Source organism: Bradyrhizobium sp. USDA 4506 (genome assembly GCF_054058795.1).
In genome coordinates this window covers 5,989,059-6,003,113 of record NZ_JBSSBM010000002.1, presented here as the reverse complement: position 1 = coordinate 6,003,113, position 14,055 = coordinate 5,989,059, and the positions used below count along the sequence as shown (strand labels likewise).

At 65.3% G+C, this 14,055-nt stretch carries 15 protein-coding genes; 9 read left to right on the top strand and 6 right to left on the bottom strand.

Annotated elements, in window-relative coordinates; translation table 11 throughout:
* Positions 1-227 precede the first annotated feature (227 nt).
* Positions 228-1,109 (top strand): 3-hydroxybutyryl-CoA dehydrogenase, encoded by an 882-nt coding sequence (locus ACVIHF_RS30545; protein WP_076827506.1) that lies wholly within the window; start codon positions 228-230, stop codon positions 1,107-1,109.
* Between the two features lie 133 nt (positions 1,110-1,242).
* On the opposite strand, the gene ACVIHF_RS30540 is transcribed toward ACVIHF_RS30545, so the two are convergent.
* Together ACVIHF_RS30540 and ACVIHF_RS30535 are read right to left on the bottom strand one after the other, a co-directional pair.
* Positions 1,243-2,454: a pyridoxal phosphate-dependent aminotransferase gene (locus ACVIHF_RS30540; RefSeq protein ID WP_456792998.1), complete on the bottom strand. Its 1,212-nt coding sequence runs from the start codon at positions 2,452-2,454 to the stop codon at positions 1,243-1,245.
* The gene (locus ACVIHF_RS30535) at positions 2,451-2,834 is read right to left on the bottom strand and encodes a tautomerase family protein (protein WP_438075198.1); all 384 of its coding nucleotides are present in this window, start codon (positions 2,832-2,834) and stop codon (positions 2,451-2,453) included. The genes ACVIHF_RS30540 and ACVIHF_RS30535 overlap by 4 nt, the downstream gene beginning before the upstream one ends.
* 110 nt (positions 2,835-2,944) lie before the next feature.
* On the opposite strand from ACVIHF_RS30535, the gene ACVIHF_RS30530 reads away from it, so the two are divergent.
* Positions 2,945-3,796, top strand: coding sequence for a LysR substrate-binding domain-containing protein (locus ACVIHF_RS30530; protein WP_456778836.1), 852 nt, complete (start codon positions 2,945-2,947; stop codon positions 3,794-3,796).
* A gap of 8 nt (positions 3,797-3,804) precedes the next feature.
* Here ACVIHF_RS30530 and ACVIHF_RS30525 read toward each other — a convergent pair whose 3' ends face one another.
* Positions 3,805-4,062 (bottom strand): hypothetical protein, encoded by a 258-nt coding sequence (locus ACVIHF_RS30525; RefSeq protein WP_456778837.1) that lies wholly within the window; start codon positions 4,060-4,062, stop codon positions 3,805-3,807.
* Between the two features lie 196 nt (positions 4,063-4,258).
* On the opposite strand from ACVIHF_RS30525, the gene ACVIHF_RS30520 reads away from it, so the two are divergent.
* From ACVIHF_RS30520 to ACVIHF_RS30510, 3 genes are all read left to right on the top strand, one after another.
* A complete protein-coding gene (locus tag ACVIHF_RS30520; RefSeq protein WP_063790103.1) occupies positions 4,259-4,834 on the top strand; it encodes a DUF2975 domain-containing protein in 576 nt (191 codons plus the stop codon).
* A 10-nt stretch (positions 4,835-4,844) separates the two neighbouring features.
* Positions 4,845-5,063: a helix-turn-helix domain-containing protein gene (locus ACVIHF_RS30515; protein WP_057017783.1), complete on the top strand. Its 219-nt coding sequence runs from the start codon at positions 4,845-4,847 to the stop codon at positions 5,061-5,063.
* Between the two features lie 70 nt (positions 5,064-5,133).
* On the top strand, positions 5,134-5,322 hold the full coding sequence (locus tag ACVIHF_RS30510; protein WP_069280209.1) for a putative motility protein: 189 nt from the start codon (positions 5,134-5,136) through the stop codon (positions 5,320-5,322).
* Here ACVIHF_RS30510 and tlpA read toward each other — a convergent pair whose 3' ends face one another.
* Positions 5,323-6,003, bottom strand: a complete 681-nt coding sequence (tlpA, locus tag ACVIHF_RS30505) for a thiol:disulfide interchange protein TlpA (protein ID WP_225162776.1) — start codon at positions 6,001-6,003, stop codon at positions 5,323-5,325.
* 126 nt (positions 6,004-6,129) lie between these two features.
* On the opposite strand from tlpA, the gene argH reads away from it, so the two are divergent.
* From argH to lysA, 3 genes are all read left to right on the top strand, one after another.
* A complete protein-coding gene (gene argH / locus ACVIHF_RS30500) occupies positions 6,130-7,527 on the top strand; it encodes an argininosuccinate lyase (protein WP_456778839.1) in 1,398 nt (465 codons plus the stop codon).
* Positions 7,528-7,619: 92 nt separating this feature from the next.
* Positions 7,620-7,889 carry an LPS translocon maturation chaperone LptM gene (lptM, locus tag ACVIHF_RS30495; RefSeq protein WP_057017758.1) on the top strand — a complete coding sequence of 90 codons (270 nt, stop codon included), beginning with the start codon at positions 7,620-7,622 and terminating at the stop codon, positions 7,887-7,889.
* Between the two features lie 16 nt (positions 7,890-7,905).
* Positions 7,906-9,171, top strand: a complete 1,266-nt coding sequence (gene lysA / locus ACVIHF_RS30490; protein ID WP_253606645.1) for a diaminopimelate decarboxylase — start codon at positions 7,906-7,908, stop codon at positions 9,169-9,171.
* A gap of 236 nt (positions 9,172-9,407) precedes the next feature.
* Here lysA and ACVIHF_RS30485 read toward each other — a convergent pair whose 3' ends face one another.
* Complete coding sequence (locus ACVIHF_RS30485; RefSeq protein WP_456778840.1) at positions 9,408-10,319, bottom strand: NAD(P)-dependent oxidoreductase; 912 nt, start codon at positions 10,317-10,319, stop codon at positions 9,408-9,410.
* Between the two features lie 197 nt (positions 10,320-10,516).
* The gene (locus ACVIHF_RS30480) at positions 10,517-10,900 is read right to left on the bottom strand and encodes a carboxymuconolactone decarboxylase family protein (protein ID WP_018268955.1); all 384 of its coding nucleotides are present in this window, start codon (positions 10,898-10,900) and stop codon (positions 10,517-10,519) included.
* A gap of 172 nt (positions 10,901-11,072) precedes the next feature.
* Between ACVIHF_RS30480 and ACVIHF_RS30475 the strand changes: the two genes are divergently transcribed.
* A complete protein-coding gene (locus tag ACVIHF_RS30475) occupies positions 11,073-13,691 on the top strand; it encodes a TIGR02302 family protein (RefSeq protein ID WP_168857835.1) in 2,619 nt (872 codons plus the stop codon).
* Positions 13,692-14,055 lie beyond the last annotated feature (364 nt).

Genomic DNA, 14,055 nt, shown 5'->3' with positions numbered 1-14,055 from the left:
TGGGTAAGCTCCGGCCGGTGTTATTATTTTCGAGGCAATGATCCGGAAACGTTTTTCCGAAAGGATCATGCTCGACAGGGGAAATGGGACCCGGATGTGATGACCTGTCATCACATCATGGTCCCGGGAAACGTTTTCCGGCGGATTGGGCAACCCGGAAGGCTTTACTTCGGGTATCGTTGGAATTGGGCAGGCGCGATGTACGCGCCGTTCCGGTGGATGACAAGATGACGGTGGCAATCAAAAAGGTCGGCGTGATCGGTTCGGGTCAGATGGGCAATGGCATTGCCCATGTGGCGGCGCTGGCCGGCTTCGACGTGGTGCTCAATGACGTGTCCGGCGACCGGCTGAAGTCGGCGCTGGCGACCATCAACGGCAATCTGACCCGGCAGGTCGCGAAGAAGGCGATCAGCGAGAGCGACCGCAAGCAGGCGCTCGACCGCATCGCCTCCGCCGAGTCGCTCGACGCGCTCGCCGATTGCGATCTCGTGATCGAGACCGCGATCGAGAAGGAAGAGACCAAGCGCAAGATCTTCCACGAGGTCTGTGCGGTACTGAAGCCGGAGGCGATCGTCGCGACCAACTCGTCGTCGATCTCGATCACAAGGCTCGCCGCCTCGACCGACCGCCCGGAGAAGTTCATCGGCATTCATTTCATGAATCCGGTGCCGGCGATGGAACTGGTCGAGTTGATCCGCGGCATCGCCACCGACGACATGACCTTCGACACCGCCAAGGCGTTCGTCGCCAAGCTCGGCAAACAGGTCGCGGTGTCGGAAGATTTCCCCGCCTTCATCGTCAACCGCATCCTGTTGCCGATGATCAACGAGGCGATCTACACGCTGTATGAAGGCGTCGGTAACGTCGAGGCGATCGATGCCGCGATGAAGCTCGGCGCGCACCATCCGATGGGCCCGCTCGAGCTCGCCGATTTCATCGGCCTCGACACCTGCCTGTCGATCATGCAGGTGCTGCACGAGGGGCTGGCCGACTCCAAGTACCGGCCGTGTCCGCTGCTGGTGAAGTATGTCGAGGCCGGCTGGCTCGGACGCAAGAGCCAGCGTGGGTTCTACGACTATCGCGGCGACAAGCCGATCCCGACGCGGTAATCCGCATCGCGTCAGATCAGTGCCCGCAGCAGTGCAAGCGTCGCGGGCACCAGACCGACAATCATCGTCACACCCGTTCCAAGTCCGAGCAGATGTGCTGTCAGCGCGAGGCGCGGGCTCCGTCCGTGAGGCGTCATTGCAGTGCCGCGCAGGCGCACTTCAGCCGCCTTGCGGCCTCCTCGATGGTCGATGACGGGTTGGCGAAGCTGAGGCGGATATAGGGCGACAGCCCGAGATCCTCGCCGGGAAACACTGCCACGTCGGCCGCCTCGAGCAGATAGGCCGAGAAATCGCGGTCGGTCCGGATCACTCTGCCGTCGGGCGCGCGCTTGCCGATTATGCCGGCGCAGGCGACCAGCAGATAGAACGTGCCTTCCGGCGGTGTGCAGGACAGCCCGGCGCATTCGTTCACGAGTTCGGCAAAGCGGTCACGCTTGGCGCGCAGGATGGCGGCACGCGCAAGCAGCACATCCTGCGCGCCGTCGAGCGCGGCAATTGCCGCGGCCTGGCTGATCGACGACGCGCCGGACGTGGTCTGCGACTGGATCGTGATCATCGCGCGGATCAGCGCCGCGGGTCCGGCGGCATAGCCGATGCGCCATCCCATCATGGCGTAGCTCTTGGCGAGGCCACTGACGGTCAGCGTCCGCGGCTTCAGGCGCGGCTCGATTTCCGCAAGCGTCGGCGCGGGTGCGCCATTGAACACGATGTGCTCGTAGAGCCCGTCGGCCAGCACCCGGATGTCCGGATGCCGCAGCAGGACCGTGGCGATCTCGGACAGATCATCACGCGAATACAGCGCGCCGGATGGGTTGACCGGATTGTTGACGATGATCCAGCGGGTTCGCGCCGAGATCGCCGCCTGCAAATCCTCCGCGCGCAGCTTGAAGCCGTTGTTCTGCGCACACGGCACCACCACCGGCGCCGCGCCGGCCAGCCGCACCTGATCGAGATAGGGCGCCCAATACGGCGCGGGGATGATCACCTCGTCTTCGGGCGCCAGGGTCGCCAGCAGCGCGTTGAACAGCGCCTGCGTCGAGCCGTTGGTGATGACGATCTCGTCCAGACCATAGTCGAGATGATGGTCGCGCAGCAGCGCGGCCCGCACCGCCCGCTTCAGTTCCGGCGTGCCGTCGACATCGGTGTAACGGGTCTCGCCGCGCAATGCCGCTGCATGCGCCGCCGCGATCACATGGTCCGGTGTCGGGAAGTCCAGATTGCCCGACGACAGCTCGATGATGTCGCGCCCGGCAGCTCGCAGTTCGCGGGCGCGGCGGCGCAGCACTGATGCGGGCGATGCCGTGATGCCGCTCATGCGCGGCGAGAGGGTCGGTGCAGCGGTCATCGGACGTACTGCGCCTCGCCGTTGCCGAACGACCAGTTCTCGGGGAGCACCTCGACCAGGTTGATGAAGATGTCCTCGGCGCGCAGGCCGGGGCTTTCGGTCAGCCGTTCGGCGATCCGTCGATAGAGCTTCTGCTTCTGCGCCACCGGGCGGGTGTTGCTGACCGTGATCTGAATGATGATCAGGTCAGCGCTGCGCCTGATGCCGAGATAGTCGGCGCCATAGATGAAATCGCCGTCGTCGTGCTCGGAGATCGTCATGAAACGATCGCCTTCCGGCACGTCGAAGGTCTCGCGCATGGCGCGATAAAGGCTTTCGAGAACGGCCTTGCGGTAGGCGGCGGGCTTGCCCCGTCGCAATGAAACGCGGGTCAGCGGCATGATGGTGGCTCTCCTGGTGGCGTCACGGGCCGCCGATCCTAGGGGCTCCTTGTTCATTGAAAAACGGTATGATAAAGCATTTCAATGATTTCATATTTAAATGAATGACCATGAAGGCGCTCGACCTCGAGGCGGTCCAGGCGTTCGTCCTGGTAGCCGATCTCAGCAGCTTCACGCGCGCGGCGCAGGCGATGGAGACCACACAGTCCGCGGTCAGCCTGAAGATCAGGCGTCTGGAAGACGGCCTCGGCCGGCGGTTGCTGGAGCGAACGCCGCGGCTGGTTCGGCTGTCAGCTGAAGGTGCCGCCTTCCTCGGCGCCGCGCGCAATCTGGTGGCCGCGCATCAATCGGCGATCAACTCGTTTGCCGTCGAGCATCGGCGGCTGGTCGTCGGCATCAGCCACCACATCGTCGGCTCGGAACTCGCCTCGCTGCTGAAGCGGATGAACAGCACCGATCCCGGGCTGGTGATCCAGCTGCACGTCGACACGTCGCGTTCGGTGCTTAGCGCATTCGACGACGGCAGGCTCGATGCTGCGATCGTGCTCCGCCACGACGCCAAGCGCCGCGATGGCGACGTGCTGTTCGAAGAGCCGTTCGGCTGGATGGCCGCACCCGATTTTCACCATCGACCGGGCGAGCCGTTGCGCCTCGCGACGCAAGCCGAGCCGTGCAGCGTGCGTGCCATGGCGGTCGAAGCGCTCGACGCCGCCGGCATCGCCTGGACCGAGGCATTCGTCGGCGGCGGGTTGTCGACGATCGGAGCTGCGATCTCCGCAGGCCTTGCGGTCGCAGCGCTGGCGCGCCGCGTCGCGCCCGCGGATACCGTCGACCTCGGGCCAAAGCTTGGCCTGCCGCCACTGCCGTCTCGCGACGTCATGCTTCACTCAAAACTGTCCGATGCGCGGACACGGCAAGCGCTGCGCACCCTCGGCGCGGCCTTCGCGGCGAACACGGCCTGAGCGGCTGTTCATTCTGTCAGACGGCAGCCGGCGCGCTTGAGCATGTCGCGGATGATCAGCGGCGTTGCCGGTGTCTCGGTCGCTGCGGTGGTTGCCGCGCCGGCGATCGCGTCACGGGCCTGCTGGGCGTCGAGCGTCAGCCGTCGGGCGCAGGGTGGCACGCCGTGCGCTGCATCGAGCAGCCAGCCGGTGGTTTCGCCGGCGCCGGCCAGATAGGCCGTCAGGGCCTGCCGCGCGGTCGGATTGGTGGCGGCCTGATTCAGCATGGCTCTGACTTGCGCGACGGAGATTTGCCCACGCGATGTCGAGGGTTGAGCGTGCGCGGCTGTCGTCAACAGGAGGAGGGCGCAGATGGCGCGGCTCGGGCGGTTCAGCATGAATTGGCCTTTCGATATATGTTGACTTGCAGATATTAATTATCATAAAACAATAATATCAGGTCAACAACCATCAAGGTCGAGCATGTCCGCGTCCCTCTCGTCAGAGCTTTCCCGATCCGCACGGCCAACGCGCCTCGAACGCATCCGCGCGGTCAGCCGCGTGCTCGCCTACGCCTGCATCGGCATTTCGCTCCTGCTTGCTGTTGGATTGCTGGCCTATTGGGTGGCGAGCCCGGATCAAGCGATCCTGCGCGACGCCGGGCTGACCGGCATCGCGTTCCATCCTGTCGGCTGGCTGGTGCGGCTGATGGGCCTCGCGGTCTCGGCGTTGCCGCTCGCCGGTCTGATCTGGGGATTGTCGCGCGTGCGCGGCTGCTTCAATGCGTTCGCGCAGGGGCGCTTCTTCACGGCCGACAACGTGGCGAGGTTGCGCGACCTTGCGATCGCGATGCTGGTTTCGACCTTGCTCAAGCCGTTGATCGGCGCGCTGCTCTCGATCCTGCTGAGCTGGCAAACCTACGCGCAGGGCAAATCCATCGTCGTCGCGTTCGGGTCCGACACGCTGCTCGCGTTGCTGTTCGCCGGCCTGGTCGCGGTCACGGCCTGGGTGATGGCCGAGGCCAATGCGATCGCCGATGAGCACGCGCAATTCGTCTGAGGCATTCGCGATGCCGATCCGGGTCAGGCTGAATGTGATGCTCGCCGAGCGCAACGTGAAATCGAAGGAGCTTGCCGAATATGTCGGGATCACCGAGGCCAACCTGTCCCTGCTCAAGCAGGGCAAGGTGAAGGGTGTCCGCTTCGATACGCTGGAGCGGATCTGCACTTACCTGAAGTGCCAGCCCGGCGACCTCTTGCGCCATGAAGCGGACGATGCGTCAGCCTGACGCGGCCATCGATTACCCAAGCATTAACTTTCGCGCGTTACCTCAAACCCCAGTTTTGGGAGTGCCGCGTATGGACATGATGAGCATGGTCACCAGCATCCTGTCGATGCAGCAGGGCAATCTGCAGGGTGAGATCGCGACCCGCGTGACCAAGCAGAACCTCGACGCCGAGAAGTTCGCGGTTCAGACCCTGCTCGGCACGCCCTCCACCGCGAATTTGTCGCCTGGCATCGGCGACAACCTCAACGCCGTCGCCTGATCAGAACCCGGCTGCGGCTGGCTGCAGCGCGGCCTTCACCAGCTTGATCGCGTCGTCGCTCGCCCATTCGGCGGGACCGGCGATATTGGCGATTTCGCAGCCCTTGCCGTCGACCAGCACCGAGGTCGGCATGCCCAGCGCCTTGCCTATGTTCTTAAGATCTTGAAAAACCTTGGCTTTCTGATCCGAAAAATAGCCGAGATTGGTCAGATTGGCCTCTTTCAGGAAGTTTTTCGGCTTGTCCGGGTCGCGGGTGTCGATGTTGATCGCGACCACCTCGAAATCCTTGCCGCCGAGCTTGGTCTGCAGGCTGTCGAGCGCTGGCATTTCCTTGCGGCAGGGCACGCACCAGGTCGCCCACAAATTGACCAGCACGGTCTTGCCGCGCCAGTCCGAGAGCTTCTTCGGCTGGCCGTTGGCGTCCTCGAAGGTCAGGTCGGGCAGCATCAAGGGAGTGGTTGCCATGGTCAGCGCCGCGACCTCGCCATGGGCGAGCGGGGCGATCTTCTTCGCCAGAGCCACCGCGCTGTTGCAGGCGATATCGCCGCCCGCGGGATGCTTGAGGCTGGAGACCCCGACATAGCCGATCACGGCCCCGGCCAGCACGGCGCCGATCACCAGCGGGATACGCCACTTGGCGGTCGGCCTGGCGGTCGGATTGGATGGGGTCGTCTCGGGCATATCGTTTGTCATCCTGGGTCGATGTGGCTAAGCAGTGCCGGGAATACGACCGGAACTGCGGTGCTGTTTCGCCGCCTCCGGCCATGAAACCGCAAGGCTGAAATACGAATTCGTGAGCGAGATGTCATGAGCAACAAGATGTGGGGCGGCCGGTTCTCGGAACGTCCCGACGCGATCATGGAGGAAATCAACGTCTCCATCGACGTCGATCGTCACCTTTATGCCCAGGACATTGCCGCGTCCAAGGCCCATGCCGCGATGCTCGCCGCGCAGGGCATCATCACGTCCGCTGATGCGAAAAATATCGGCAAAGGTCTAGACACGATTTTGTCAGAGATCGGCAAGGGCGATTTCGATTTCAAGCGCGCGCTCGAGGACATTCATATGAATGTCGAGTCGCGGTTGTCCGAATTGATCGGGCCCGCGGCGGGCCGGCTGCACACCGCGCGCTCCCGCAACGACCAGGTCGCGACCGATTTCCGGCTTTATGTCCGCGACACCATCGATGAGACCAATGCGGCGCTGGCCGCGTTCCAGCAGGCGCTGGTCGCCCGCGCGCTGGAGCATGCCGGCACGGTGATGCCGGGCTTCACCCATCTGCAGACCGCGCAGCCCGTGACCTTCGGTCATCATCTCCTAGCCTATGTCGAGATGGCCAGCCGCGACCGCGGCCGCTTCGCCGACGCGCGCAAGCGGTTGAACGAATCGCCGCTGGGCGCGGCCGCGCTCGCCGGGACCTCGTTTCCGATCGACCGCGCCGCGACCGCAAAGGCGCTCGGCTTCGACCGTCCGATGGCCAATTCGCTCGACGCGGTATCCGACCGCGATTTCGTGCTGGAGACGCTGTCGGCGGCCGCGATCTGCGCAGTGCATATGTCGCGCTTCGCCGAGGAGATCGTGATCTGGACCTCGCCCTTGGTCGGCCTCGTCAAGCTCAGCGACAAGTTCACCACCGGCTCGTCGATCATGCCGCAGAAGCGCAATCCGGACGCGGCCGAGCTGGTCCGTGCCAAGACCGGCCGCGTGATCGGCGCGCTCACCGCGCTGCTGATCGTGATGAAGGGCCTGCCGCTCGCCTATCAAAAGGACATGCAGGAGGACAAGCAGGGCGCGATGGAGGCTTTCGAGGCGCTGTCACTGGCAATTCGCGCCATGACAGGCATGGTCGAGGACCTGGTGCCGGACGAAGCAAAGATGAAGGCCGCCGCCGGCGAGGGCTACGCCACCGCCACCGATCTTGCCGACTGGCTGGTGCGCACCCTGAAAATGCCGTTCCGTGACGCCCACCACGTTACCGGGCGCATCGTCGGCCTGGCATCGAAGCAGGGTGTGGCGCTGCACGAGCTGTCGCTCAAGGCCATGCAGGAGGTCGAGCCGAAGATCACGGCCGACGCGCTGAGGGTGCTCAGCGTCGAATCCTCTGTGCAGAGCCGGACCTCGTTTGGCGGCACGGCGCCGAAGAATGTGATGGCGCAGGCCAAGGCCTGGGCCAAGCGGCTGGAAAAAGAGCGAAAATTGGGCTGAACCGGAAAATTTGGCCGTGATTTCATGGCGCTCCGCCTCTCGCCAGAGCACGCCAATGTTTGTATGGTGCCGCCCGAATTGGGGAATTCGTCGTGATTAGCAAGAACCGCCTGACCCCCTCGGGATGGGCCATCATTGTGCTGGGCGTATCAGCGCTGGCGCTCGGCGGCTGCGGCCGCAAGGGACCGCTCGACCTGCCGCCGACCGCGAACGTCGCGCCGGGCGCGGCACCGAGCGACACCGAGAGCGAGCGGGCAGCGCAGCCCAGCGTGTTCAATCCGACCTACGGCTCGGAGGCCGCGCCGGCCGCGCCGCGAGGCAATAAACGGCCCTTCCTCCTCGATCCGCTGCTCGGCAATTAGTATTTAAAAGCGTGTCATGAACCATTTCGACTATCGCAACGGCGTGCTGCATGCCGAGGCGGTCAATCTCATTGAGCTGGCGGAGGCCGTCGGCACGCCGTTCTATTGCTATTCGACCGCGACGCTGGAGCGCCACTACCGCGTCTTCACCGAAGCCTTCGCCGGCGAGAAGGCGCTGGTCTGCTACGCCATGAAGGCGAACTCCAACCAGTCGGTGCTGCGCACGCTGGCCAAGCTCGGCGCAGGCGCCGACGTGGTGTCCGGCGGCGAGTTGAAGCGGGCTCTGGCGGCCGGGATTCCGCCCTCGAAGATCGTGTTCTCCGGGGTCGGCAAGACCGAGGGCGAGCTGCGTGCCGCGCTTGCCACGGACATCCTCTGCATCAATATCGAGTCGGAGCCGGAGCTCGAGATGCTGTCGCGTCTCGCGGTCGAAATGAAGAAGACGGCCCGCATCTCGGTGCGGGTCAATCCCGATGTCGATGCCGGCACCCACGCCAAGATCTCGACCGGCAAGTCGGAGAACAAGTTCGGCATTCCGATCGCTCGCGCCCGCGAGGTCTATGCCCGCGCGGCAAAGCTGCCGGGCGTCAAGGTCACTGGTACCGACGTGCATATCGGCAGCCAGATCACCGATCTCGGCCCGCTGGAGGTCGCTTTCCGGCTGCTCGCCGAATTCGTGCAGACGCTGCGCGCCGACGGCCACGACATCTCGCATATCGATTTCGGCGGCGGCCTCGGCATCCCCTATTACATGGATCGCGCCGCGCCGCCGGCGCCGGATGCCTATGCGGCGATGGTCAAGCGCGTCACGCACAATCTCGGCTGCACGCTGATGTTCGAGCCGGGCCGCATGATCGTCGGCAATGCCGGCATCCTCGTCACCCGCGTGATCCATGTGAAGCCGGGCGATGCCAAGAACTTCGTTATCATCGACGCCGCGATGAACGACCTGATCCGGCCGACCCTGTATGAAGCGCATCACGACATTCTGCCGGTGCGCCAGCCTGCGCCCGGCACCCCGACCATGGTCGCGGATGTGGTCGGCCCGGTCTGCGAGACCGGCGACTATCTCGCGCTCGACCGCTCGCTGCCGCAGCCGAAGGCCGGCGATCTGCTGGCGATCATGACCGCCGGCGCCTACGGCGCGGTGCAGTCCGGCACCTACAACACGCGGCCTCTGGTGCCCGAAGTGCTGGTCAAGGACGACCAGTACGCCGTGGTCCGCCCGCGCATCGACGTCGACGCCCTGATCGCGATGGACAGGCCCGCGCCGTGGCTGTGATGGCCGGTGTCGCGCCTCACTAACGGTGTCGTCCCTGCCTAGTGCGCAATTGCGCACGGGAGCAGGGACCCCTAACCACCGCTCTTGATTGTTGTCCTGAGCCGGGGCCGCAGCTCAGCTAAACCACGAAGTCCTGTGGTGATGGGTCCCGGGTCGCGCGGAGCCTGTCATCGGGCGGCGCTTCGCGCCGACCCGTTGGCTTGCCCGGGACGACAGCGTTTATTTCGGCGAGAGCGTTACTTCGCGGCGTGACTGCCGCCTTTACCGCCGCCGACGATCACGCCCGCGGCCTTCTCGATCGGCTTGATCGCCGCGGTGAAGTCCGACTCCGGTCCCTCGTCGCGGATGATGACTTCCCAGAGCCGGCCGACCGCTTCGGCGACTTCCATCGACAGCCCGAGCGCGCGCATTTCCTCGACCGCAAGCCGCACGTCCTTCACCATCAGACCGGTAGCGAAGCCGAAGTCGAAGCTGCGCGGCAAGACCGAGCGCGGAAACTTGTCGCGGCTCGCGGTGTTCAGCCCGGAGCCGGCATTGATGACGTCGATCATCACGGCCGGATCGAGCCCGGACTTGACGCCCATCACAACAGCCTCCGAGGTCGCCACCATCGCGGTCGCCGACAGGAAGTTGTTGGCGAGCTTCATGGTCTGGCCGGAGCCCGGCTTGGTGCCGATGAAGAACACCTTGCCGATGACGTCGAGCGCGCCCTTCACCAGTTCGAAATCGGCGCGCGGGCCCGACACCATCACTGCCAGCGTGCCCTTCTCGGCGCCGGCGACGCCGCCGGAGACCGGGCTGTCGATCTGCACGATGTTCTTCTTGGCCAACAGCTCGTGGATCTTCACCGCCATCCGCGAGCCGACGGTGGAGAGGTCGATGAAGCGTTTGACGCGCGTGCCCTCGATCACGCCGCCCGCGCCGGTCGCGACCTCGAGTGAGGCCTGCAGCGAGGGCAGGCTCGCCATCACGGTCTCGACGCGGTCGGCGATGTCCTTGGGCGAGGTTGCGGCCACCGCGCCGAGTGCGACCAGCCTGTCGAGCGCGTCCTTGCTGGTGTCGAACACGGTGAGCTTGTGGCCGGCCTCGATCAGCCGGCGCGCCATCGGGAAGCCCATCTTCCCGAGGCCGATGAATCCGATTTCCATGAGTCGTTTCCTCTATGTCGTTATGTGCGGAGCCGCGCACCCCACATTCGCTGTCGTCCCGGCGAAGGCCGGGACCCATTACGACCGCGGTTGATTGCTGTGCTCCGCTGGAGCCCCAGCGTGTTCCCACCACGAAGGCCTGTGGTTATGGGTCCTGGCTTTCGCCAGGACGACATTGCGTGTGAGGCAGCAGCGTCTCACGCCTTGTTGTCGAGTTCGGCGAACACCTCGCGCGCGATGCGGAAGCTGTCGACGCCGGCGGGGATGCCGGCATAGATCGAGACCTGCATGAAGATCTCGCGGATTTCGTCGCGGGATACGCCGTTGGTCAGCGCGCCCTTGATGTGGGCCTTCAATTCGTGCGGCCGGTTCAGGATCGAGATCATGGCGAGGTTGAGCATGCTGCGGGTCTTGCGCGGCAGTTCCTCGCGGCCCCAGACCGCGCCCCAGCAATATTCGGTGACGAGTTCCTGGAATGGCTTGTTGAAGCTGTCCGAATTCTTCAGCGCATTGTTGACATAGGCTTCGCCCAGCACCGCCTTGCGGATTTCGAGCCCCTTGTCGTGCGTTTTTTGGTCCATATCGCGTTCCTCATGCGTTAATGCGATGGTTCGGCCAGGACGTTACGGGGTCGAACCGCCGCAGTCACGCCTTCGTGTTATGCGTATTTCCCGGTGTGGGTTACTGCCTGGAACGGGTGCCTCAAAGCCGCCGCCGTGCTAGGCTGACCTGCCGGCTACCCCGGAGATTTTATTGAGCGGAGCCAACATCGACCCCTCTGACCCGTCACGCGCCGTCCGCGACAGCGATGCGATCGCGCGGCTGAAACTGACAGAGGCTCTGCAGCGGGCAAGGTTCGCGATTGGGTGGGAACGGGCCTGGCCGCATCTGGCCCGGTTCCTGACGGTCGCAGGATTGTTCTTGGTCGCGTCCTGGGCCGGGCTGTGGCTGGTGCTGCCGTTTGTCGCACGCGTGGCCGGCGCCGGCCTGTTCGCGATTGCCGCGCTCGCGGCGCTGTCGCCGCTGGTGCGCTTCCGCTGGCCGAGCCGCGAGGAGGGCCTGAGCCGGCTCGACCGCGGCGCCGGCATTCGCCATCGTCCGGCGACCACGCTCTCCGACACGCTCACCAACAAGGACCCGTTTGCGCTGGCGCTGTGGCAGGCGCAGCGCGAGCGCACGCTGGCCTCGATCAAGCGCATCCGCGCCGGGCTGCCGCGGCCGCGCGTGTCGCTGCATGATCCCTGGGCGCTGCGCGCGCTGGTCATCGTGATGCTGGTCGCGAGCTATGTCGCCGCCGGCGACGAGCGCGGCCTGCGGGTCGCCTCCGCATTCGACTGGAACGGCATCATGGCGCCGGCCAATGTCCGGGTCGATGCCTGGGTGACGCCGCCCAACTACACCGGCAAGCCGCCGATCATTCTGTCCAACGCCAACAAGGACGCCAACGCGGCGGACACCACCCCGCTCGCGGTTCCGGCCGGCAGCACGCTCCTGGTGCGCTCCAGCGGCGGCAGCATCGACGTCGTCGTCGGTGGCGGTGTTACCGAGGTCGCGCCGGACGGGCAGGCGCCCAAGGGCACCAACGAGCGGCATTTCAAGATCACCGGCGACGGCACCGCGCATGTCCGTGCGCCGGCCGGCCAGCCGCAGTGGAAATTCACCGCGACGCCGGACCGCCCGCCGTCGATTGCGCTCGCCAAGGATCCGGAGCGGCAGGCGCGCGGCGCGCTGCAGATGTCCTACCGGCTCGAGGACGATTACGGCGTCAGCGAAGCGCGCGCGCAATTCGCGGTGCGGCCGACCGATGCGCCGAAGGAGGCCGACGGCAAGAAGGATGCCGACGGCAAGGCGGCGCAGCCGCGACCGCTGTTCGAGCCGCCGCAATTCGCGCTGGTGCTGCCGAATGCGCGCACCCGCAACGGCGTCGGCCAGACCGTGAAGGACCTCAGTGAGGATCCCTATGCCGGCGCCGACGTGACCTTGACGCTGACGGCCAAGGACGAGGCCGGCAATGAGGGCAAGAGCGAGCCGTTCAACATGCGGCTGCCGGAGCGCCTGTTCACCAAGCCGCTGGCGCGCGCGCTGATCGAGCAGCGCCGTATCCTGGCGCTCGACGCCAATCAGAACGGCCAGGTGTTCGCCGCGCTCGAGGCGCTGATGATCGCGCCCGAAATGTTCATGCCGGAGACCGGCTATTACCTTGGCCTGCACACCGTGAGCCGGCAGCTCGAGGCGGCGCGCACCGACGACCAATTGCGCGAGGTGGTCGCCAGCCTGTGGTCGCTCGCCGTCACCATCGAGGACGGCAACATCTCGGACGTCGACAAGGCGCTGCGTGCGGCGCAGGACGCGCTCAAGCAGGCGCTCGAGCGCGGCGCGACCGACGAGGAGATCAAGAAGCTCACCGACAATCTGCGCGCCGCGCTGGACAATTTCCTCCGCCAGATGGTCGAGCAGTTCCGCAACAATCCGCAGCAGCTCGCCCGGCCGCTCGATCCCAATGCCAAGGTGCTGAGCCAGCAGGATCTCAAGAACATGCTCGATCGCATGGAGCGGCTGTCACGCTCCGGCGACAAGGATGCGGCGCGGCAGCTGCTCGAGCAGATGCAGCAGATGCTGGAAAACCTGCAAATGGCGCAGCCCAATCAGGGCGACGACGACATGCAGCAGTCGCTCAACGAGCTCGGCGACATGATCCGCAAGCAGCAGCAATTGCGCGACAAGACCTTCAAGCAGGGCCAGGATTCCCGCCGCGACCGCATGCGCGGCAAGCAGGGCGAGCAGTCGATGGGCGACCTGCAGCAGGACCAGCAGGCGCTGCGCGATCGCCTGAAGAAGCTGCAGGAAGAGCTCGCCAAGCGCGGCATGGGACCGGACCAGCGCGGCCAGAAGGGCCAGAAAGGCCAGGGTCAGAAGGGCGACCAGGCGCAGCCGGGCGATCAAGGCGGCGACCAGGGCGATGACGGCGATGACGGGCTCGACCAGGCCGATTCCGCGATGGGCGATGCCTCCGGGCGGCTCGGCGAGGGCAATGCCGACGGCGCGGTGGATTCGCAGGGCCGTGCGCTGGATGCGCTGCGCAAGGGCGCCCAGAGCCTCGCCGACGCGATGCAGCAGGGCGATGGCGACCAGCCGGGCGACAGCCCCGGCAACCGCGCCGGCCGCCAGCAGAGCGGCGGCAACCAGACCGATCCGCTCGGCCGCCCGTTGCACGGCCGGGAATTCGGCGACGACTACACGGTGAAGATCCCCGGCGAGATCGACGTGCAGCGCGTCCGCCGCATCCTCGAAGAGCTGCGCCGCCGCCTCGCCGATCCGTCGCGGCCGCAGATCGAGCTCGACTACATCGAGCGGCTGCTGAAGGATTATTGAGCGCCTCGTCCTTCGACTGTCGTCATCCGTGAAAGCTCGTGCCTACTCACGAGACATCGGCGCTTGAATCGAACGGCCACGGCGACCTGTATGCCGCGCTTCCACTGGAATGACGCGGAATATGCACGACGGTCGTAAGCCTGCAGACGTCAGCTTCTGCGGGCTACGCGCCCCGCGTTCCAATCGGGTGCGATCGGGACCGGGTGTCGTCCGCCCGTTTCGCACAATTTTCCTAAAATTGTCGGGTTCCCGTTGGTGCGCATTTAAGTCGCTTGCGTCACCTTACTTCGGAAAATTGGCAAGCGTCTCAGGAGAGCACATGAGGCACAGCCGTTTATTCATTGCATCGTCATACCGGCCATTG

Coding starts and splice junctions, on each gene's coding strand:
- ACVIHF_RS30480 (WP_018268955.1), bottom strand. CDS start 10,900: ATGGACCAAAAAACGCACGACAAGGGGCTCGAAATCCGCAAGGCGGTG.
- ACVIHF_RS30515 (WP_057017783.1), top strand. CDS start 4,845: ATGCCGATCCGGGTCAGGCTGAATGTGATGCTCGCCGAGCGCAACGTG.
- ACVIHF_RS30525 (WP_456778837.1), bottom strand. CDS start 4,062: ATGCTGAATCAGGCCGCCACCAATCCGACCGCGCGGCAGGCCCTGACG.
- ACVIHF_RS30535 (WP_438075198.1), bottom strand. CDS start 2,834: ATGCCGCTGACCCGCGTTTCATTGCGACGGGGCAAGCCCGCCGCCTAC.
- argH (WP_456778839.1), top strand. CDS start 6,130: ATGAGCAACAAGATGTGGGGCGGCCGGTTCTCGGAACGTCCCGACGCG.
- ACVIHF_RS30510 (WP_069280209.1), top strand. CDS start 5,134: ATGGACATGATGAGCATGGTCACCAGCATCCTGTCGATGCAGCAGGGC.
- tlpA (WP_225162776.1), bottom strand. CDS start 6,003: ATGCCCGAGACGACCCCATCCAATCCGACCGCCAGGCCGACCGCCAAG.
- ACVIHF_RS30530 (WP_456778836.1), top strand. CDS start 2,945: ATGAAGGCGCTCGACCTCGAGGCGGTCCAGGCGTTCGTCCTGGTAGCC.
- ACVIHF_RS30485 (WP_456778840.1), bottom strand. CDS start 10,319: ATGGAAATCGGATTCATCGGCCTCGGGAAGATGGGCTTCCCGATGGCG.
- ACVIHF_RS30540 (WP_456792998.1), bottom strand. CDS start 2,454: ATGACCGCTGCACCGACCCTCTCGCCGCGCATGAGCGGCATCACGGCA.
- lysA (WP_253606645.1), top strand. CDS start 7,906: ATGAACCATTTCGACTATCGCAACGGCGTGCTGCATGCCGAGGCGGTC.
- ACVIHF_RS30545 (WP_076827506.1), top strand. CDS start 228: ATGACGGTGGCAATCAAAAAGGTCGGCGTGATCGGTTCGGGTCAGATG.
- ACVIHF_RS30520 (WP_063790103.1), top strand. CDS start 4,259: ATGTCCGCGTCCCTCTCGTCAGAGCTTTCCCGATCCGCACGGCCAACG.